Annotated in this window: 17 protein-coding genes; 8 read left to right on the top strand and 9 right to left on the bottom strand. The window is 67.4% G+C overall.

Annotation, left to right across the window (positions count from 1 at the left end):
• Nucleotides 1-6: 6 nt before the first annotated feature.
• A complete protein-coding gene (locus J2W14_RS05890; RefSeq protein WP_307459761.1) occupies nt 7-1,179 on the bottom strand; it encodes a PLP-dependent cysteine synthase family protein in 1,173 nt (390 codons plus the stop codon).
• Between the two features lie 48 nt (nt 1,180-1,227).
• Here J2W14_RS05890 and J2W14_RS05885 point away from each other — a divergent pair, with 48 nt between their 5' ends.
• Nucleotides 1,228-2,100 (top strand): sulfurtransferase, encoded by an 873-nt coding sequence (locus tag J2W14_RS05885; protein WP_307459758.1) that lies wholly within the window; start codon nt 1,228-1,230, stop codon nt 2,098-2,100.
• Between the two features lie 71 nt (nt 2,101-2,171).
• On the opposite strand, the gene J2W14_RS05880 is transcribed toward J2W14_RS05885, so the two are convergent.
• Nucleotides 2,172-3,584: an HNH endonuclease gene (locus tag J2W14_RS05880; protein ID WP_307460585.1), complete on the bottom strand. Its 1,413-nt coding sequence runs from the start codon at nt 3,582-3,584 to the stop codon at nt 2,172-2,174.
• 244 nt (nt 3,585-3,828) lie between these two features.
• Here J2W14_RS05880 and J2W14_RS05875 point away from each other — a divergent pair, with 244 nt between their 5' ends.
• Nucleotides 3,829-4,986, top strand: coding sequence for an NAD(P)-dependent alcohol dehydrogenase (locus J2W14_RS05875; protein WP_307459755.1), 1,158 nt, complete (start codon nt 3,829-3,831; stop codon nt 4,984-4,986).
• On the top strand, nt 4,983-5,411 hold the full coding sequence (locus J2W14_RS05870; protein ID WP_307459752.1) for an HIT family protein: 429 nt from the start codon (nt 4,983-4,985) through the stop codon (nt 5,409-5,411). The genes J2W14_RS05875 and J2W14_RS05870 overlap by 4 nt, the downstream gene beginning before the upstream one ends.
• Before the next feature lie 50 nt (nt 5,412-5,461).
• Here J2W14_RS05870 and hrpA read toward each other — a convergent pair whose 3' ends face one another.
• Together hrpA and J2W14_RS05860 are read right to left on the bottom strand one after the other, a co-directional pair.
• Nucleotides 5,462-9,514, bottom strand: coding sequence for an ATP-dependent RNA helicase HrpA (hrpA, locus tag J2W14_RS05865; RefSeq protein ID WP_307459749.1), 4,053 nt, complete (start codon nt 9,512-9,514; stop codon nt 5,462-5,464).
• 159 nt (nt 9,515-9,673) lie between these two features.
• Nucleotides 9,674-9,841 carry a hypothetical protein gene (locus J2W14_RS05860; RefSeq protein ID WP_282382371.1) on the bottom strand — a complete coding sequence of 56 codons (168 nt, stop codon included), beginning with the start codon at nt 9,839-9,841 and terminating at the stop codon, nt 9,674-9,676.
• 92 nt (nt 9,842-9,933) lie between these two features.
• Here J2W14_RS05860 and J2W14_RS05855 point away from each other — a divergent pair, with 92 nt between their 5' ends.
• Entirely contained in the window at nt 9,934-10,902 is a 969-nt protein-coding gene (locus J2W14_RS05855; RefSeq protein WP_307459745.1) for a GlxA family transcriptional regulator, read from the top strand.
• 68 nt (nt 10,903-10,970) lie between these two features.
• Here J2W14_RS05855 and J2W14_RS05850 read toward each other — a convergent pair whose 3' ends face one another.
• On the bottom strand, nt 10,971-11,288 hold the full coding sequence (locus J2W14_RS05850) for a protealysin inhibitor emfourin (protein WP_307459742.1): 318 nt from the start codon (nt 11,286-11,288) through the stop codon (nt 10,971-10,973).
• A gap of 59 nt (nt 11,289-11,347) precedes the next feature.
• On the bottom strand, nt 11,348-12,406 hold the full coding sequence (locus J2W14_RS05845) for a M4 family metallopeptidase (protein WP_307459738.1): 1,059 nt from the start codon (nt 12,404-12,406) through the stop codon (nt 11,348-11,350).
• Between the two features lie 214 nt (nt 12,407-12,620).
• On the opposite strand from J2W14_RS05845, the gene J2W14_RS05840 reads away from it, so the two are divergent.
• The gene (locus tag J2W14_RS05840; protein WP_307459736.1) at nt 12,621-13,076 is read left to right on the top strand and encodes an SRPBCC family protein; all 456 of its coding nucleotides are present in this window, start codon (nt 12,621-12,623) and stop codon (nt 13,074-13,076) included.
• Between the two features lie 27 nt (nt 13,077-13,103).
• On the opposite strand, the gene yidC is transcribed toward J2W14_RS05840, so the two are convergent.
• Nucleotides 13,104-13,904 carry a membrane protein insertase YidC gene (gene yidC, locus J2W14_RS05835; RefSeq protein WP_307459733.1) on the bottom strand — a complete coding sequence of 267 codons (801 nt, stop codon included), beginning with the start codon at nt 13,902-13,904 and terminating at the stop codon, nt 13,104-13,106.
• Between the two features lie 403 nt (nt 13,905-14,307).
• A complete protein-coding gene (locus J2W14_RS05830; RefSeq protein WP_307459730.1) occupies nt 14,308-14,544 on the bottom strand; it encodes a hypothetical protein in 237 nt (78 codons plus the stop codon).
• A gap of 249 nt (nt 14,545-14,793) precedes the next feature.
• On the opposite strand from J2W14_RS05830, the gene J2W14_RS05825 reads away from it, so the two are divergent.
• A complete protein-coding gene (locus tag J2W14_RS05825; protein ID WP_307459727.1) occupies nt 14,794-15,234 on the top strand; it encodes a hypothetical protein in 441 nt (146 codons plus the stop codon).
• Nucleotides 15,235-15,467: 233 nt separating this feature from the next.
• Here J2W14_RS05825 and J2W14_RS05820 read toward each other — a convergent pair whose 3' ends face one another.
• Complete coding sequence (locus tag J2W14_RS05820; RefSeq protein WP_307459724.1) at nt 15,468-15,776, bottom strand: hypothetical protein; 309 nt, start codon at nt 15,774-15,776, stop codon at nt 15,468-15,470.
• 106 nt (nt 15,777-15,882) lie between these two features.
• Here J2W14_RS05820 and J2W14_RS05815 point away from each other — a divergent pair, with 106 nt between their 5' ends.
• Nucleotides 15,883-16,764 (top strand): hypothetical protein, encoded by an 882-nt coding sequence (locus J2W14_RS05815; protein ID WP_307459721.1) that lies wholly within the window; start codon nt 15,883-15,885, stop codon nt 16,762-16,764.
• A gap of 81 nt (nt 16,765-16,845) precedes the next feature.
• Nucleotides 16,846-17,565: an AAA family ATPase gene (locus J2W14_RS05810; protein WP_307459718.1), complete on the top strand. Its 720-nt coding sequence runs from the start codon at nt 16,846-16,848 to the stop codon at nt 17,563-17,565.
• The last annotated feature ends 107 nt before the right edge of the window (nt 17,566-17,672 follow it).

Raw genomic sequence — 17,672 nt, 5'->3', positions numbered from 1 at the left:
GTACGTCTAGGAAGACTGGGCCGGCCACGCCCCGGTGGCGAAGAATTCCCGGATGGTCGCTTCATGCGGGTCGGGGTCTAGGCCTTGGGACTGCAGCCACTCCGGGTTGTAGTAGTTCCCGGCGTAGCGGTCTCCGCCGTCGCACATCAGCGACACGACACTGCCGCGGCGGCCCTGGTCGATCATCTCCGCGATGAGCTGCCAGACGCCCCACAGGTTGGTGCCGGTGGATGGTCCGGCGTGCAGGCCGGCGTGCTCGAGCAGATGACGCATCGCGGCCACCGAGGCCGCGTCCGGGACCTGGACCATGTGGTCGATGACCGCCGGGACAAAGCTGGGTTCCAGCCGTGCCCGGCCGATTCCCTCGATCCGGGAGGGCTGGCCCGCCGGGACCGTGGCGGGGATCCGGGACATGGCGGGGACCCTGGCCATGCCGGCGGGGTCCGCCGTATCGGAGGGGTGTCCGCCGTCGGCAGCCTGGCGGCTTTCCAGCCAGCCGGGGTAGAACGCGGAGTTCTCCGGATCCACGACGGCGAGTTCCGTATCGTGGCGGTGGTACCGCAGGTAGCGGCCGATGGTTGCGCTGGTGCCGCCGGTGCCGGCGCCCACCACAATCCAGCGGGGGATCGGGTGCTCCTCCAGGGACAGCTGGTCGAAGATGGACTCGGCGATGTTGTTGTTGCCGCGCCAGTCGGTGGCCCGTTCGGCGTAGGTGAACTGGTCCATGTAGTGCCCGTGTGTGTGCTTTGCTAGTTCCGCGGCAGCCTCGTAGACCTCCGAGGCGTGGTCCACGAGCAGGCAGGAGCCGCCGAACTGCTCGATCAGGGCGATCTTCTCCCGGCTGGTGGTCCGGGCCATCACCGCAATGAACGGCAGCCCCAGCAATTGGGCGAAGTAGGCTTCCGACACCGCCGTGCTGCCGCTGGAGGCCTCAACGATGGTGGTGCCCTCCGAGATCCAGCCGTTGACCAGGCCGAAGAGGAACAGCGAGCGGGCCAGCCGGTGCTTCAGGCTGCCCGTCCGGTGGGTTGATTCGTCCTTGAGGTACAGCTGGACACCCCACTGCGGGGGCAACGGGACTGCGTACAGGTGGGTGTCCGCGGACCGGTTGTTCTCTGCGTTGATTCTGCGGATGGCCTCGGCGGCCCACGCCCTGTCCTGCTGTCGCCCTCTGATCACCGCACAAGCCTACCCGCGGCGGCAGATTCCGATGGATAGAGTTGGCGGATGCAGACCCTCATGGATGTAGCCACCTTGAAGGACCGGCTGGACGCAGCCGACAACACCGGCGGGAGGACCGTGCTGCTGGATGTGCGCTGGGCGCTCGGCGACCCGCATGGCCGGGACCACTACCTCGCTGGACACCTCCCCGGCGCCGTCTTCGTGGACCTCGCCACCGAACTGGCCGGACCCGCAGATCCGGGCCGCGGCCGGCACCCGCTCCCGCCCCTGGAGCAGTTCCAGGCAAGCGTCCGCTCCTGGGGCGTCCGCAGCGGTGACGTCGTGGTGGCCTATGACGACAGCGGCAACCAGGCCGCCGCGCGGCTCTGGTGGATGCTGCGGAGCGCCGGCTTTGCCGACGTTTACCTGCTCGACGGCGGCCTGGCCGCCTGGCGCGGCGCGGGCTTCGGCGTCGAAAGCGGCGAACGCCACTCGGCGCCCGGGGACGTCGTGCTGACGGGCGGTGCCATGCCCGTGATCGACGCCGGGGAGGCAGCCTCCTGGGGACAGCGGGGCCTGCTGCTGGACGCCCGGGCGGGGGAACGGTACCGGGGCGACTTCGAACCGGTGGACCCGCGGGCCGGCCACATTCCCGGAGCCGTGAGCGCCCCCACCACCGGCAACCTCGGTGCCGACGGCAGGTTCCTGTCCCCGGCGGCCTTGCGGGAGCGCTTTACCGGTCTTGGAGTGCGCGCCGACGTCCCCACCGCTGTCTACTGCGGTTCCGGCGTCACGGCGGCCCACGAAATTGCGGCTCTCGAAATCGCCGGATTCCCTGCGGCGCTCTATCCGGGGTCATTCTCGGAATGGTCCAACAATGACTCGAACCCTGTTGTCACCGGGGATGCACCCTACGCCGACGGCACCGCCGCGGACTAAGCGGAAGCCGGCGGCGCTCCACGGTTGCTTGCCAGGCTGCCGGTTGTTCGTTCGGGCTGCCGGTTGATTGTTCAGGCTGCGGGTTGGTTTTGTCTTCGGGTGCGGTGGAGGTCGTTGGCTCGGCGGTGGCGTTGGCGGCGGTGGTCCGGGCTCTTTGCCACGGCCAGGTCCGCCTCCGGCTGGCGGGCCGGGGTTCCCGGCAGGGGCGGGGCGGTGGCTTGGTAGGTGTGGCCGGTGGGGGTGGTGACGTCGAGGGTGTGTCGGGGGCCGGGGCGTGGCCGGGAGGACCAGCCGGGGGTTTCTTTGGTGTGGTTGCAGGCTTCGCAGAGCCCGGCCCCGTTGTCATGGGTGGTGGTGCCGCCACGGTGCCAGGGGATGATGTGGTCGAAGTGGCGGATCGGGGCGTCGCAGTAGGGCGTGCGGCACGTGTCGTCGCGGGCGGTGAGGAAGCGGCGGAGCCCGGCCGGGAAGAGCCGTGCACGGGAATCCATCCCGGTCAGCTCGCCGGTGCCGGGGGCGGTGTAGAGCCGGCGCAGCCAGACGTTCCTGGCCCTGGCCCCGGTGCTGTTCAAGCCGGTGCCGCCGGTGGCGTCCCCGGCAGTGTTTCCGGCGGCGTCCCCGGCGTTGGTGAGGAGGTCCCGGGCCCAGCCGGCGGGGACGATGCCGTAGCCGGGGAGGCGTGCGGGTTCGCTGTCGGCCTGGAAGAGGGTGCGGTCGGTCATGACGAGCTGGATCTCGATCCCGCTGATCCCGCCGGCCTTGCCGGTGGTGCGTTCGACCAGGGTGTCGGCCATGAGCTGCCCGCGGGTCCGGGGGTCCCCGGCGGCCCGGAGGGTGTCGGCGTGCCGGGTGAGGCCGGCATAGACGGCAACCCCGGCGGCGACGGGGAGCAGGGCGGTGAGGTAGCACATGGTGTCCGGGGCCGGGCGGAGGCTGACGTGCCGTTCGGTGCTCGCGTGGCTGGCCCGCTGGGTGACCGAGCGCGGGTCCCGCCGGTACGCCGCGGTGCGGGCCGCGGCGATGATTCCCCGGTCCCCGGCGCCGTCGAAGGTCCCGGTATCGGGGGCGAGTTCGGCGTCGACGGCGGCCCGGTCCTCCGCGGAGAGACACGCGGTTTCCTTCACCAGCAGGGTGGCGCGCCATTCGTTGAGCTGCCCGGTCTCCAGGGCCGCGAGGGTGCGGGGCATTTCGGTGACGAGGGCCTTCGCCAGGCCCAGGAGCCGTCCGCCGCGGGCCGGGGATTCCCGCCGGGCCAGGGCGATCTGCGCGCCGACCCCGGAGCCCAGCTCCCCGGCCGGCACCCCACGGTCCCGCTGTTCGCGGCGCTGGATCAGGTCGAAGGCGACGGACAGCCGGGCCTGACGGGCAGCCAGGGCAGACTTTTGGTCTTCCAGGGACCGGATTTCAGCAATCAAACGCGCACCGTCCGGCTCAGGCACGGCCCCGGACGGCCGGACAGCGGCCAGCGAACGGGCCGCATCCATGACTGTCACCTGTTCTGGCTGAGCCTGTTTTGGCCGAGCCTGTTTTGGATGAGGCTGGTCGGGCCCCTGATTGCCGTCCATGGAACCACGCTATCGGGCACCTCAGACAAAAAGACTCCGGCCGATCCGCCGTAGGCATTCCACGACGTGCCCGCCCGATTGCCACCGCGGGGACGCGGCCTAAGCACGCCCGTGTGGACGCGCTGATTGGATAAGTTCAGTCACCCGGGGGTAGCGTCGAGCCATGACTCCTGGACGCCCCGTACCACCGCCCCTCGCCAAGCCGCTGCCCGATCTCGGCGCGCGGGACGAAGTTGCTGACGGCCCGCGCCTTGCCGCGGCCTACGGTGCGACAGCCAGCGACAGCGGCCTGGTTCCCCTGACGGTGGCCCGCCGCGCGCCGAAGGAAGACGACGTCGAGATCGCCGTCGAATTCTGCGGACTTTGCCATTCGGACGTCCACGCCACCCGGGGCGAATGGGGACACCAGAACTACCCGCTGGTCCCCGGCCACGAAATCGTGGGCAGGGTCAGCCGCGTCGGGTCCGCCGTCGACGACTTCACCCCCGGCGAGCTGGTCGGCGTCGGCTGCCTGGTCGATTCCTGCCGTGATTGCGACAGCTGCCTCGACGGCCTCGAGCAGTACTGCGAAAACGGCATGACCGGGACCTACGGCTCGAAGGACCGCCGCAACGGGGACGCCATCACTCAGGGCGGTTACGCCACCTCCGTCGTGGTGGACCGCCGCTACGTGCTGCACGTCCCGGAGAGCCTCGACCCCGCCGCGGCCGCGCCGCTGCTCTGCGCCGGCGTCACCACCTACTCACCGCTGCGCCACTTCGACGTCGAGGACGGCGACGTCGTCGGCGTCATCGGCCTGGGCGGACTGGGCCACATGGCCGTGAAGCTGGCCAAGGCCATGGGCGCCGAAGTGAAGGTCTTCACGACCTCGGAGTCCAAAATCGCCGCAGCCCGGGAAATCGGCGCGGACGAGGTCATCCTGTCCCGCGACGAGGCCGCGATGGACGCCGCGAACCGGAGCATCGACGTCATCATCGACACCGTCGCCGCGCCCCACGACCTCAACCCGTACTTCCGCACCCTGCGCGTCGACGGGGCACTCTTCCAGCTCGGGCTCCCCTCGGAGGACATGCCCCCGGTGAACCCCGGTGCGCTGATCCGGCGCCGGATCGCGTACGCCGGGTCGCTGATCGGCGGCATTGCCGAGACCCAGGAGATGCTGGACTTCTGCGCCGAGCACGGCGTCACCTCCGATGTTGAAGTGGTCCGTGCCGACCAGCTCAACGAGGCCTATAACCGTATGGTGGCCGGCGACGTGAAGTACCGTTTTGTCTTAGACACCAGTACCCTCGGAACACCCTCGGAAAGGGCAGACGCATGAGCACTCTCTTCACCAGGATCATCAAGGGCGAGATCCCCGGCCGCTTCGTCTGGCGCGAGGACGACGTCGTGGCGTTCCTGACCATGGGCCCCCTCGCCGACGGCCACACACTCGTGGTGCCGACCGAGGAAGTGGACCGCTGGACCGATGCGTCCCCCGAGCTGCTGGCCCGTGTGATGCAGGTCGCCCAGAAGATCGGCGCCGTCCAGGTCGACGTGTTCGACGCGGCGCGCGCCGGACTCATTGTTGCCGGCTACGAGATCAACCACCTGCACGTTCACGTGTGGCCGTCCAACACCATGGCGGACTTCGATTTCGGTTCGGTGGAGCAGAACCCGGATCCCGCGCAGCTGGACGCCAACGCGGAGAAGCTCCGCGACGGCCTCCGGAAAGCCGGACACGCGGCCCACGTTCCGGAGTCGTAATCCGCCGTAGTGACCCCCGCTGGCGCGGGTCTGCCGCCCCTCTCCGGGTGTCAGACCGGCGCCAGCGCCTTGTTAAGCACCGCGCGGATCCGCTTCTCGGAGACGGAATAGGCGGTCCCGAGTTCGACGGCGAAGAGGCTCACCCGGAGCTCCTCGATCATCCAGCGGACCTGGGTTAACTCCGCTCCCGCGCGCCGGCCCGGGAGCAGCGCCGACACGGCGTCGTCGTAGTCGTCCTCCAGGGCCTGGACCGCGGCCATGTTCTGGGCGTCCCGCTGGACGTTGGTCGGGAGTTTCTCGAGCCGCTTCTCGATCGCGGCAAGGTAGCGCGGTAGTTGGCTGAGCTGGCTGTAGCCCGTGCGTGCCACAAAACCGGGGAACACGAGTTGCTCGAGCTGGCTCTTGATGTCGTTGAGGGCGCTGATCAGGGCCAGGCTTGTGGTGCCCTTGAGCGCCTTCTCGATCCGCCGCGTGCTGGCCAGGATGCGCTCCACCACGGCGGTGACGGTGAAGACCGTGTCGATCAGCTCGGCCCGGACCTTCTCGTACAGCGCGTTGAAGGACGCCTCGTCCCACGGCAGTTCCGCCGGGGTGAGCTTGTCGATGGCGGCGAGGGCGCAGTCGGCAATCAGTGCCGTGACGGAACCGTGCGGGTTCTGGCTGAACGTGAGTTTCTCGGTGTTGTTCAGGTGTTCGAGGACATAGCGGTTCGGCGGCGGCACCTTCAGGGCGAGCAGTCGGATGACGCCGCCGCGCATGGCCTGTTCCTGTTCGGAACGCGTCTGGAACAGCCGCAATGCCACGAACTGGCCCTCATCCACGAGCGCAGGATAGCCGGTGACGGTGTGCCCCTTCACCGTGCCCTGGACCTGGCGTTGCAGGGTTCCGAAGGACCAGGAGGTCAGCCCCGCCTGCTCGGCAAAACCGGTTGCGGCCGCTGCCACAGCGGAAGCCGCAGTGCCCGGCGCCGCTCCGGCGGACTGGGTTGCCGTCTTGGCTGCGGTCTTGCCGCTGGACCTCCCGTTGGATGTGCCGACCGAGGCGGGAGCCGTGGTCGCGGGCGTGGCGCCCAGCGACTCGGCGATCGCCCGGCGGGTGGCCGGTGCCAGCCGTTCCTGCAGCACACCGAGGTCCTTGCCCTCGTCGAGGATCTTTCCCTGCGAATCCACGACACGGAAACTGACCCGCAGGTGCGACGGAATGGCCTCCCAGTTCCACGACTTCGGCGGGATGACCTGGCCGCGGAGCCGGCGCAGGACGAGCTCCAGGGAGGCCTCCAGTTCGTCGGTGGCCGGATCGAAGTCCGCCTCCAAGGCCGCGACGGCCTGCCGGGCGACGTCCGGGGCCGGCACGAAGTTCTTGCGCACCTGCTTGGGCAGCGACTTGATCAGGGCCGTGACCAGCTCCACCCGCTGGCCGGGAATCAGCCAGCGGAACGCGGCGTCGTCGAGCTGGTTCAGGAACAGCACGGGCACTTCGGCGGTGACGCCGTCGGACGGGTTGGGCGGCGAGCCGGGGGCCACCGGGTGGAACTCGTAGCTCAGCGGCAGCTCAAAGCCCTTGTGCAGCAGCGTTTTCGGGTAGGCAGAGTCATCCAGGGCATCGGCGTCCTCGCTGATCAGCAGCGCCTGGTCGAAGTCGAGCAGCGCAGGGTCCTGCTGCCGCGCTTCCTTCCACCACTTGTCGAAGTGCCGCTCGGACACGACGTCGCTGCCGATCCGGGCGTCGTAGAACTCGAAGAGTGTCTCGTCGTCCACCAGGATGTCCCGGCGCCGCATCCGCGCCTCGAGCTCCTCGATCTCGAGGAGGAGCGCCCGGTTGCGGTGGAAGAACTTGTGGTGGGTCTGCCAGTCGCCCTCCACCAGGGCGTGCCGGATGAACATTTCCCGGCAGAGCTCCGGATCCACCTTGCCGTAGTTGATCCGGCGGCTCGGAATGATGGGCACGCCGTACAGGGTGACCTTCTCATGGGCCATCACCGAGCCCATCTTCTTGGACCAGTGCGGTTCGCTGTAGCTGCGCTTGACCAGGTCCGGTGCCACCTGTTCCACCCAGAGCGGGTCGAATTTCGCCGCCACGCGGGCCCACAGCCGGCTCGTCTCCACGAGCTCCGCGGCCATAACAAACGTGGGGGACTTCTTGAACAGCGCCGAGCCCGGGAAGATCGCGAAGCGGCTGCCGCGGGCGCCGACGTACTCGCGCTTGCGCTCATCGAGGATGCCCACGTGGCTCAGCAGGCCCGAGAGCAGGCTGATGTGGATGCCTTCATGGTTGCCCACCGGATCGGCCAGGCGCTTGTTGTCCAGGCTGATGCCGAGCGGCCGGGCCAGCTGGCGCAGCTGCGCAAACAGGTCCTGCCATTCGCGCACGCGCAGGTAGTTGATGAACTCGGCGCGGCAGAGCCGGCGGAAGGCCGTGGAGGAGAGCTCCTGCTGCTTCTCCTGGATGTAGTTCCAGAGGTTCAGGAAGCCGGTGAAGTCCGAGTTCTCGTCCCGGAAACGCGCGTGCTTCTCCGCGGCGAGCTGCTGCTTGTCGGTAGGACGCTCGCGCGGGTCCTGGATGGTCAGCGCTGCAGCCAGGATCATGACCTCGCGGACGCAGCCGCGCTTGCCGGACTCGACGATCATCCGGCCGAGCCTGGGGTCCACGGGAAGCTGGGCAAGCTGCTGCCCGACGGCGGTCAGCCCGCCGCCGTTTCTTCCGGCGGCCGGACGCCGGCCGGGGCGTCCGTCGCCGTCGCCGGTGCCGTCGCCCGTCTCCTCCTGCGGACGCGCGGCGCTCAAGGCGCCCAGCTCGCGCAGGAGAGTGACGCCGTCGTTGATGGCCCGGGAGTCCGGCGGCTCCACAAACGGGAAGTTCTCGACATCCTTCGGCCCGCGGGCGACGCCCATTGCGGTCATCTGGAGGATGACGGCGGCGAGGTTGGTGCGCAGGATTTCGGGGTCGGTGAACGGCGGCCGGGACTCGAAGTCCTCCTCCGAGTACAGCCGGATGGCGATGCCGTCGGAGACGCGGCCGCAGCGGCCGGAGCGCTGGTTGGCGGACGCCTGGGAGACCCGCTCGATCGGCAGGCGCTGGACCTTGGTGCGGTGCGAGTACCGCGAGATGCGGGCGGTGCCGGTGTCAATGACGTACTTGATGCCGGGAACCGTCAGGGAGGTCTCGGCGACGTTGGTGGCGAGCACGATCCTGCGTTTGCTGCCGGGGTGGAAGACCTTGTGCTGTTCCTGCAGGCTTAGCCGCGCGAAGAGCGGGAGCACCTCGGTGCCGGCCAGTTTGCGGTTGGACTGGATCCTGGCGTTGAGGGCCTCGGCGGCGTCACGGATTTCGCGTTCGCCGGAGAAGAAGATCAGGATGTCGCCGGGCGCCTCCTGCGCGAGTTCGTCGACGGCGTCGCAGACGGCGTCCAGCGGATCGCGGTCCTCTTCCAGTTCGTCGTCGGAGGCCGCTAGCGCAGCGTCGTCGGTGCCGTCGCCGGCGGCCCCGCCGGCCGGCTGGGACAGCGGGCGGTAGCGGATCTCGACCGGGTACGTGCGCCCGGAGACCTCGATGATGGGCGAGGGCTCCTCCTCGCTGCCGAAGTGCTTGGCGAAGCGCTGCGGATCGATGGTGGCCGAGGTGATGATGATCTTCAGGTCCGGCCGCTGCGGCAGGATCCGTTTGAGGTATCCGAGGATGAAGTCGATGTTGAGGCTGCGTTCGTGCGCCTCGTCGATGATGATGGCGTTGTACCGGCGCAGCAGCTTGTCGCGCCGGATTTCGGCCAGCAGGATGCCGTCGGTCATGAGCTTGACCTTGGTGTTGCGGCCGACCTCCCCGGTGAAGCGGACCTGGAAGCCGACTTCCTGGCCGATGTCGACGCCGAGTTCTTCCGCGATGCGCTCCGCGACCGTGCGGGCGGCCAGCCGGCGCGGCTGCGTGTGGCCGATCAGCCCGTTCTCGCCGAGACCAAGCTCCAGGCACATCTTCGGAATCTGGGTCGTCTTACCGGAACCGGTCTCGCCGGCGATGATGGTCACTTGGTTGGCCGCAATGGCGGCCATCAGGTCCTCGCGGCGCTCGGAGACCGGCAGCTCGGCGGGGTAGGAGATATGCAGTGTCATGGCTGCACACAGTCTACTGGGAACTGTCCGCACGGCGGTTCCGGGACAGAGAGGTGCCCGGTCCCTGTCGGGGCCGGGCAACGGGTGGGGGGAGACGGTTGGGGCGGTAGTGGACGGGATGGTGGACGGGATGCGGTGTGATCGGGACTCGGCCGGGGCTCAGAAGATCCGGAAGGTGTAGTTGGTGCTGGGCAGGTCCAGCGCGGTCCAGTAGTCTTCCGAGCGGACCGGCGGGTTGTGGCCGAGCCCGTCCTTGCGGAGGGCTGCGACGGTGGCGGCGAGGCCGACGACGATGAGGACAATGAGGGCGATTCCGATGAGTTCCATACCTCCATGGTTCTCCGGTCGGGGAGGCAACAACAGTGGCAGAAATGCCCAAAAAGCTATAATTTCTGCCACTGTTCTGCCAGAATGGATTCATGATCAAATCAGTGGCGATGATCGTGGTTCCCAACTTCTCGATCTTCGAGTTCGGGACCGCGTTTGAGGTCTTTGGGGTGGACCGGTCGAACCGGGGGACCGGTGTGCCGGCCTTCGATTTCCGGGTCTGCACCCCCGTCCCGGGCGAGGTCCCGATGAAGTCCGGGCTGTCCCTGCACGTGGGTCTCGGGCTCGACGCCGCGACGGATGCGGACCTGGTCATCATGACCCCCTACGGCCGGGACGAGGACCTTCCGGAATCCGTCCTTGATACTCTGCGCGCCGCGCACGCCCGCGGGGCCTGGGTCATGTCCATTTGTTCGGGAGCCTTCGCCCTGGCCCGGGCCGGGCTGCTGGACGGCCGCCGCTGCACGACGCACTGGCACTATTCCCAGGAGCTCGCCAGCCGCTACCCCGCGGCGCGGGTGGATGAAAACGTCCTGTACGTCGAGGACGGCCGGATCATTACCAGTGCGGGCACCGCCGCGGGCATCGACGCCTGCCTGCACCTGGTCCGGCTGGAGTTCGGCGCAAACGTGGCGGCGGCCATCGCCCGGGACATGGTGGTTCCGCCGCACCGCGACGGCGGCCAGGCCCAGTTCATCGACCGGCCGATCCCGGCCTGCGGCTCCGAGCCCATGGAGGAACTGCTGCAGTGGATGGTGCGGCATCTGGGGGAGGACCATTCGGTCAACGAGCTCGCCGCGCGCGTCCACATGTCGCCCCGGACCTTCGCCCGGCGCTTCCGCTCCGAGACGGGTGCGACCCCGGCGGCCTGGCTCAACTCACAGCGGGTGCTGCGGGCCCAGGAACTGCTCGAGACCACTGACCTGAACATCGACGAGATCGCCCGCGTATCCGGCTTCGGCCACTCGGTGCTGTTGCGGCACCACTTCGCCAAGGTGCTGGACACCAGCCCGCAGTCGTACCGCCGCACCTTCCGCGGACACCTCGCCGCGGCAGTCTAGATACTCCCATCAGCACGGCGTACTCCCATCAGGCACGGCCAGATACCGGCGCGGCCGGTCCGGGGGCGTCAGCGCCGGGGTCCCTGCGGCCCGTCCGACGCCGGGGGCGGCTCGGCCGCCGCTTTGGCCGTTTCGACGAGGTCCCGCCAGGGGCCGGTGACGGACTGTTCGGGCAGGGTGGCGCGGTGCTGTCCGGCCCGGATGTTGTACAGGAACCGGTCCGGCTGGCCGGCGGCGGCACTCCGGCCCGACTTGGGGACGGCGTCCCACGGGCAGGCCTCGATGAGGGGCTGCCAGAGGTCCGTGTCCTCCGGCGGTGTGGGCTGCACGGTCCACGTCCGCTTCATGCCGGCCAGTCCGCCGCTGCGCTGCACAGTGATTTTCATCGGTCTCGGATCGTCGGGAGACGGCAACATTCATGGGTTTCGGAGCGCCATGAGCTTGGTTATCGTCTGGCTCCAGGGAACTTTACCTTCACAGTTTCCCACGCGGACCGCACGGCGTCATGCTCCGTGGAATCCGCCCCGAACAGCTCCTTGGCGGAGGCCGCTGTGGCCTTGGCGAACGCCCCGAACGTGGCGGTCGGGGCGAGCGTGCCACCGGTCAGGGTTTCATACCAGATCCGGCCCGGTGCGTCCCACGCGTTGCCGCCCAGCGCCGTGGCCACCAGGCAGAACGCCCGGTTGGGGATCCCGGAGTTGATGTGCACCCCGCCGTTGTCAGCGCTGGTGTGCACATAGCCGTCCATGGAGTCCGGCTGCGGGTCCTTGCCGAGCACGTCGTCGTCGTACGCGGTCCCCGGCGCCTTCAGGGAACGCAAAGCGGTCCCCTGGACCTTTTCCGTGAAGAGGCCCTCGCCGATCAGCCAACTAGCCTCCGCCGTCGACTGCTGCCGGAGGTGCTGCTCAACAAGCGCCCCAAAGACGTCGGACATCGATTCGTTCAGCGCGCCGGCCTGGTTGCGGTAGACCAGCCCCGCGGAGTACTGGGTGACGCCGTGGGCGAGTTCGTGGCCGATCACGCTCAAGGATTTCGTGAACCGCTGGAACACCTGGCCGTCGCCGTCGCCGAACACCATTTGCCGCCCGTCCCAGAACGCGTTGTCGTACAGGCGGCCGTAGTGGACGGTGGCCTCGAGGTGGAGGCCGTTGCCGTCGATCGAGTTCCGGCCGAAGGCTTCGGCGTAGAGGCGGTGGGTGTGTCCCAGCCCGTCATAGGCCTCGTCGGCGGCGGGATCGCCGGTGGGAGGTTCCCCTTCTTTGCGGACCACGCTGCCGGGGAGCTGCTCGGCGAACTTGGCGTCGAAGACCGTCCGTTCCGGCGGGGCCGGCTGGGGTTCCCGCAGTCCCGGATGGCTGCCGGGCCCGGGCACGGCGCGGGAGGCCTGGAAGCTCGGGACGTGGTGCAGCGCTTCCTTTGCCGCGCGGGCGGCGGCGGAGAGCTCGGGTTCGCGCTGGGCCGCCAGGCGGCGGAGCATGTACGGAGGAATGATGGAACAGTGCATGTGAGACCCCTTAGTGCTTCGGCGGGATCCCGTGGTGGTGCGGCAGCCGGCACCCAGTCCAGCCACCCGGCCGCCGGAACCCCGCTGCCGATGCAGACAGCCTACGAGCGGGCACCCACAATTGGCAGGGTGGCGCGCCTGGTTCGCTGTTCCGCACCCGGTCCGTGCCGCACCCGGCCTGTTCCGCAGGTCGCACCGGGACGTAAAATCACGCATGGAAAAGTTAAGGTATTCGGTGACGATCAACGCCCCCGTGCAGGACGTCTGGACCACGATGCTGAACGATGACACGTACCGGGAGTGGACCAGCGTGTTCAACAGTGATTCCTACTATGAGGGGGACTGGAGCCAGGGCAGCGAAATCCGTTTCCTCGGGCCCGATGGCGACGGCTCGCTGGCGGGGATGATCGCCACGGTCGAGGAGAACAGGCCGAACGAGCTCATTTCCCTGCGCTACATCGGGCAGGTGGTCAATGGCGAGGATGACACCACCAGCGAGGCCGCGAAAGCTTTTATGGGAGCCCATGAGAAGTACGCGTTCAGGGTTGCCGGCGGGGTGACGACAGTGGACGTGGAGCTCGACAGTGAGGACGAGTTCGTCGCCATGTTCGACGAGGCCTGGCCGCTGGCGCTGGACAAGCTCAAGGACATCGTGGAGGCCCGGAGCTGAGCCGGCCGGAATCTCCCGCCTGGCTTCTCAAGGGGCGCGCGGGTCAAGGACGAACTGCTGGACCATGGTCCACAAATTCGTGGTGGTCCAGTAGATCAGGACACCGATGGGGAAGACGATGCCACCAATGCCGAAAACAATCGGCAGGGCGTAGAGCACCGCTTTCTGCTGCCGCATGAAGGGGTCCGCCGGGGACTCGGCGGGCACCGTCCCGGCCATGATGTGCTTCTGCGTGATGAACTGCGCCGCCGTCATGGCCAGAATCATCCCGACCGAGAGGATCCACACCGCGACCACGTTGCCGCCCCCGGGCGTGCCGTGAAGCATGGAGGCGGACAGCGGGGCACCGAAGATGCTCGACTCGTCGAACTGCACCACTTGCTCGGGGCTCATGGCGCCGATGCCCTTGCCGCTGATGGCCGCCGTCGTAATACCGGACAACACGGTGAAGAGGGCAAAGAAGAACGGCACCTGGATCAGCAGCGGAAGGCACGCCGACAGCGGGTTGGTGCCGTGCTGCTTGTAGAGGGCCATCTGCTCCTGCACCATGGCCTGGCGGGAGAGCGGGTCCGTCCTGCCCTTGTACTTCTCCTGCAGTTTCCTCAGCTCCGGCTGCAGCCGCCGCATGCGGCGCTGGGCCTTGACCTGCCGCAGCGCAACCGGAATCAGGGCGGCCCGGATGACCAGCACGAGGCCGATGATGGACAGCGTCCACGTCCAGCCGCTGGCAGCGGGCATGCCGAGGGCGCTCAGGCCGTCATGGAGTCCCACCATGATGGCGGACACCAGCCACTGGAACGGATACAGCAGCGCTGCGCCAACGTCCACCCGATGCCCCGTTCGTTGAGCCGCAGCAACGCGGCGTCTGACCTTGCGTTCTGTCAGCCAACACGAAAGGGCGCCCAGAAGCCAGCGGATTCCCGGGCCCGGTCAGCGCGCCGGAGACAACCCCTGGCGCCGTCGGTGAAAGACAGCCCCGGCGATGAGGATCGGAGCCAGCGCGAACCAGCCTGCTGCCAGGTGTAGGTGGTTCGCCGATTCAGCGGTCCTGGCGTCCGGGTCCGGAAATTTGATAGGGAGTTTTCGGGCGCACAGCAATTACCCCCAAGTGGTTACTGAACGGAATGCCGCCCTGTTCTGCGGCTCAAGGCGGCGGATGCGGCCTGAATGGTCTCAGAGCCCCCGGCACTATATCCATTGACTAGATAAAAACTGCTTGGGTTTCAAGGTTTCACTCGTGCGGTCTAACGGAGAGCACCACGAGGTGAGGTTCGGTCCCGTCGCGGTCGGTCACGTTCATGATGTAGTCGTACTGGCCATCAGACCCCGAGGAGCTGCAGGCATTCGTGGGCCCAATATCGTTGGACCGCCGCTGGCACGTGCCTTCAGTTGTCATCCGGACAAAAAAGAAAGCGGCCGCGGCGAGGACCAGAACGGCAGCGATGATGACACCGGTTTTGCGCTTCACTGTGTTCCCTCAGGCCATCAGTGCAGGCACCAGCCCCCGGGGTGTCCCCGGACGGTGCTGAATGCATCGTATCGCTATGCGGCCGCTTTTGTGGGCGGAAGTGTCGCAGCCTGCAAGTAGCATCTGCCACGACCGGCGGTCATTGTCGCCGGCGGCGGAAAGGGTCTGACATGAGGAGTGCATTAAGCTGGGGGACTCCTTGAAGATCGTGGCCAAGGTCGACGGTTGAGCTGATATGTATGAACGGGGGTGATGGAGATGAGGGGTGGCAGGGCGCGCACCGCAGTGGCCGTCGTGGCCCTCGTCCTGACCCTGGCCTCCTGTGCCCGGACAAGCATCGAGGAGATGGGCCGGAACGCCATCCGGGACCAGTCCAACGAGGCCATGGCGACCTTCACGCACATCACAGCGGCCGTTGACCCTGGGGAGCGCAGTGAGCTCACGAGACGGCTCACCGGGAGCCTTACCAACATCTACTCCCTGACATGGACGGCCGACGGGGTCCTCGTCGCCGATCTTTACCTCCGGAACCACCTGACCACCAGCGGAGGTTTCTGGGCCGAGCACCGGACAGTCAGTGCCTGCGTCCGGTACACCTTCATTAATGGAAACCGGGACATGCGCTCTATCAACTGCCCGTCCACTGGCCCGCAGTCCGTGCACACCGACGAGCGCGTCACGGTCCCCTGAACCAGCCCTAAGCCAGGCGAGGAACCCGCCAGCTTCTAAGGCGAGGGCAACCCCGGGCCGCCGCCGTTACGCCGCCGGACAAGACGAACAGTCCAAAGGACCAGGAACGTCACGACCACGACAACGATGGCGACCAGCACTAGCATCGCCAGGAACACCATCACGTGCCAGCCTTCAAGCCTCATCGGTTCCCCATTCCCGCTCGGATGATTTGAACCGACCTTACCGGCCGGTTAGTACTGCACGAAGCCGCGCTGGACGGCCTCAAGGTCAACGGCCAGGGCGGACATTCCTGACGTCGGCGGCTCAATCTCGCCGTTGCTGTTGCCGAGGCTGTCGCCGAACCACTTGTGCCAGACCGTGGCGACGACCTCCGGTGTGATGGACGTGCCGGCTGTAATCAGCGCAGCGAAGTCCTCCATCTCCGGGTCGTATTCGGTCTCCGGCGCCCCGTGGGGCAGAACGCCGAGCAGGTCGTGGGCATTCAGCCGCTCGGTAATAGCGGCGCGCAATCGGGCGTACTCAGGCGTGGTGGTCTCCATTGGCGTCATTCTATGAGCATTCGAGAAGCGGTGCTCGATGGTGCACGCTCCCGTCTCTCACCCATTCCTGCTGTGTACGCTTCGAGAACGACCTTTGGGGGATTTCATGACGAACTATTTGAACCTGAGCAAAGCCCAAGCCGCCGCGGCCCTGCAGGAGTATCTCGACGAACGCGGCCCGGCCCTGGAGCGGCTCCGGGAACGCCTGGCGGACGACGGACAGGACCCGGCTGTCTTCCTCGACGGGACCCCCGAGAGTCTCGTTCCGCTGTGGCGCTGGATGCTGTCCCGATTCACCAGTCTGGACGACCCCGGCGCTACCGACCCGGCCTCCGTGCCGCGGGAGAGATGGCCGTCCTGGGAGCGGTATACAGCAGAGAAGGAGCGGACCCTCTCCTTGGAGTCCCTGACACTCCTGGACGGACTAGTGTCCTACCTCGCGGAAGTCGTCCGGGACCGTGTGCCGTCGGCGCGCTGGGACGTCGCGCGCCACAGCCACGAGCGCTACGCCTACAACAACCACCCGGTCTTGGTCAGCGGCAAAGGTGAGGACCACAACTTCCTGCCCGGGCTCCCCGTGGTAAGCGCGCGCGCGGCCCTCCGCAGTTCTCTGGAGTCGCCGGACGACGCGATGGCAGCGTACGCACGACGACTTATCGACCGTCTAAAAGACGTCGACGGCGGCACCGCCGAGACTGTGGAGCCGGAGCCGCCGTTCGAGGTCGAGGAAGTCCGCGACGAGCCCGGCGGGTATGACTTCGAGATCGGCCTGAGCGACGAGATCGCCCACGTCTACTCGCTCAAGGTCGACTGGCTGGTCCGCAGGCTGTCCAGCAAGGCCGGCATCCTCGAGGCCTACCGGGAGGACCGGGAAATTATCCTGGTGAGGGCACCGTCGTGGAGCGCCGGCCAGCTCGAGTCGTGGCTGGCTCCGAGGCTCCGGACAGGGTGGATCTCCGCGGTCATGCGGAAGATACGGCAGGAATGAAGGCCGGCGGCGGCAAACCGAAGAGAGCCTCACAGACTCCCGAGGGCCTGGGAAGATCTAGGGGCCTGCAAGAATAGGCCCATGCCCCTGCGCGACTATCCAATCCGGCGTCTGACAGAGGATCCGAGCAATGTCCTGGACCGTGGGCAGTGGCCAGCATCCCTGGCTCCCGTCGCCCAGGTCCTCGACCAGGGACTCGATCTGACTCCCGCCACGATCCTGGTCGGCGAAAACGGGTCCGGTAAATCCACGCTGGTGGAGGCAATCGCCTTGGCGTACGGCTTGTCAGCGGAAGGGGGATCAACTGGAGCTCGGCACACCACCAGGTCCACGGAATCTAAGCTTTCCTATCACCTCCACCTGGTCCGGAACGCCGGTACCACCAGGCGTGGCTACTTTCTGCGCGCCGAAACCATGCACGGTTTTTTCACCTACCTCGAGGAAAACCCGAGCAGGACAGGGGACATCCCCTTCCATGACATGTCTCATGGCGAGTCTTTCTTGGAGCTGGCCGTGGACCGCTTTCGGGGGGACGGATTGTGGGTGCTCGACGAACCAGAATCCGCATTGTCCTTCCAAGGATGCCTGACCCTCCTCACGGTCTTGAAGGACCTGTTAGCCGCCGGCCACTCGCAGGTCATCATGTCTACGCACTCGCCTGTACTGGCAGCACTTCCCGGGGCGGAGATTCTGGAAGCCGGGCCCTGGGGTCTACGTCCCCGGGCGTGGGAGGACCTGGATATGGTCACGAACATGCGGTCGTTTCTCGAATCACCGGAGCGCTACCTCCGCCACCTCTAATGCCGAGGTCTCGCGAATTGCGGATCAGGAAGCGAACCCGAAAGAGCGCATGGCCAGATCTTCATGAGCAAGGCGGTCAGGAGTCCGTTTCATCTTCGCGGAGCAGT

This window comes from Pseudarthrobacter oxydans (assembly GCF_030812335.1).
GTDB lineage: Bacteria > Actinomycetota > Actinomycetes > Actinomycetales > Micrococcaceae > Arthrobacter > Arthrobacter oxydans_B.
The sequence above is the reverse complement of the archived record's forward strand: the minus strand, read 5'-3'. Positions and strand labels throughout refer to the sequence as shown.

What these genes read in the sequence shown, in the direction of transcription:
- J2W14_RS05855 (WP_307459745.1), top strand. Translation starts at nt 9,934, where the DNA reads ATGATCAAATCAGTGGCGATGATCGTGGTTCCCAACTTCTCGATCTTC.
- J2W14_RS05885 (WP_307459758.1), top strand. Translation starts at nt 1,228, where the DNA reads ATGCAGACCCTCATGGATGTAGCCACCTTGAAGGACCGGCTGGACGCA.
- J2W14_RS05860 (WP_282382371.1), bottom strand. Translation starts at nt 9,841, where the DNA reads ATGGAACTCATCGGAATCGCCCTCATTGTCCTCATCGTCGTCGGCCTC.
- J2W14_RS05810 (WP_307459718.1), top strand. Translation starts at nt 16,846, where the DNA reads ATGCCCCTGCGCGACTATCCAATCCGGCGTCTGACAGAGGATCCGAGC.
- J2W14_RS05845 (WP_307459738.1), bottom strand. Translation starts at nt 12,406, where the DNA reads ATGCACTGTTCCATCATTCCTCCGTACATGCTCCGCCGCCTGGCGGCC.
- J2W14_RS05875 (WP_307459755.1), top strand. Translation starts at nt 3,829, where the DNA reads ATGACTCCTGGACGCCCCGTACCACCGCCCCTCGCCAAGCCGCTGCCC.
- hrpA (WP_307459749.1), bottom strand. Translation starts at nt 9,514, where the DNA reads ATGACACTGCATATCTCCTACCCCGCCGAGCTGCCGGTCTCCGAGCGC.
- J2W14_RS05880 (WP_307460585.1), bottom strand. Translation starts at nt 3,584, where the DNA reads ATGGATGCGGCCCGTTCGCTGGCCGCTGTCCGGCCGTCCGGGGCCGTG.
- J2W14_RS05840 (WP_307459736.1), top strand. Translation starts at nt 12,621, where the DNA reads ATGGAAAAGTTAAGGTATTCGGTGACGATCAACGCCCCCGTGCAGGAC.
- J2W14_RS05870 (WP_307459752.1), top strand. Translation starts at nt 4,983, where the DNA reads ATGAGCACTCTCTTCACCAGGATCATCAAGGGCGAGATCCCCGGCCGC.
- J2W14_RS05850 (WP_307459742.1), bottom strand. Translation starts at nt 11,288, where the DNA reads ATGAAAATCACTGTGCAGCGCAGCGGCGGACTGGCCGGCATGAAGCGG.
- J2W14_RS05820 (WP_307459724.1), bottom strand. Translation starts at nt 15,776, where the DNA reads ATGGAGACCACCACGCCTGAGTACGCCCGATTGCGCGCCGCTATTACC.
- J2W14_RS05815 (WP_307459721.1), top strand. Translation starts at nt 15,883, where the DNA reads ATGACGAACTATTTGAACCTGAGCAAAGCCCAAGCCGCCGCGGCCCTG.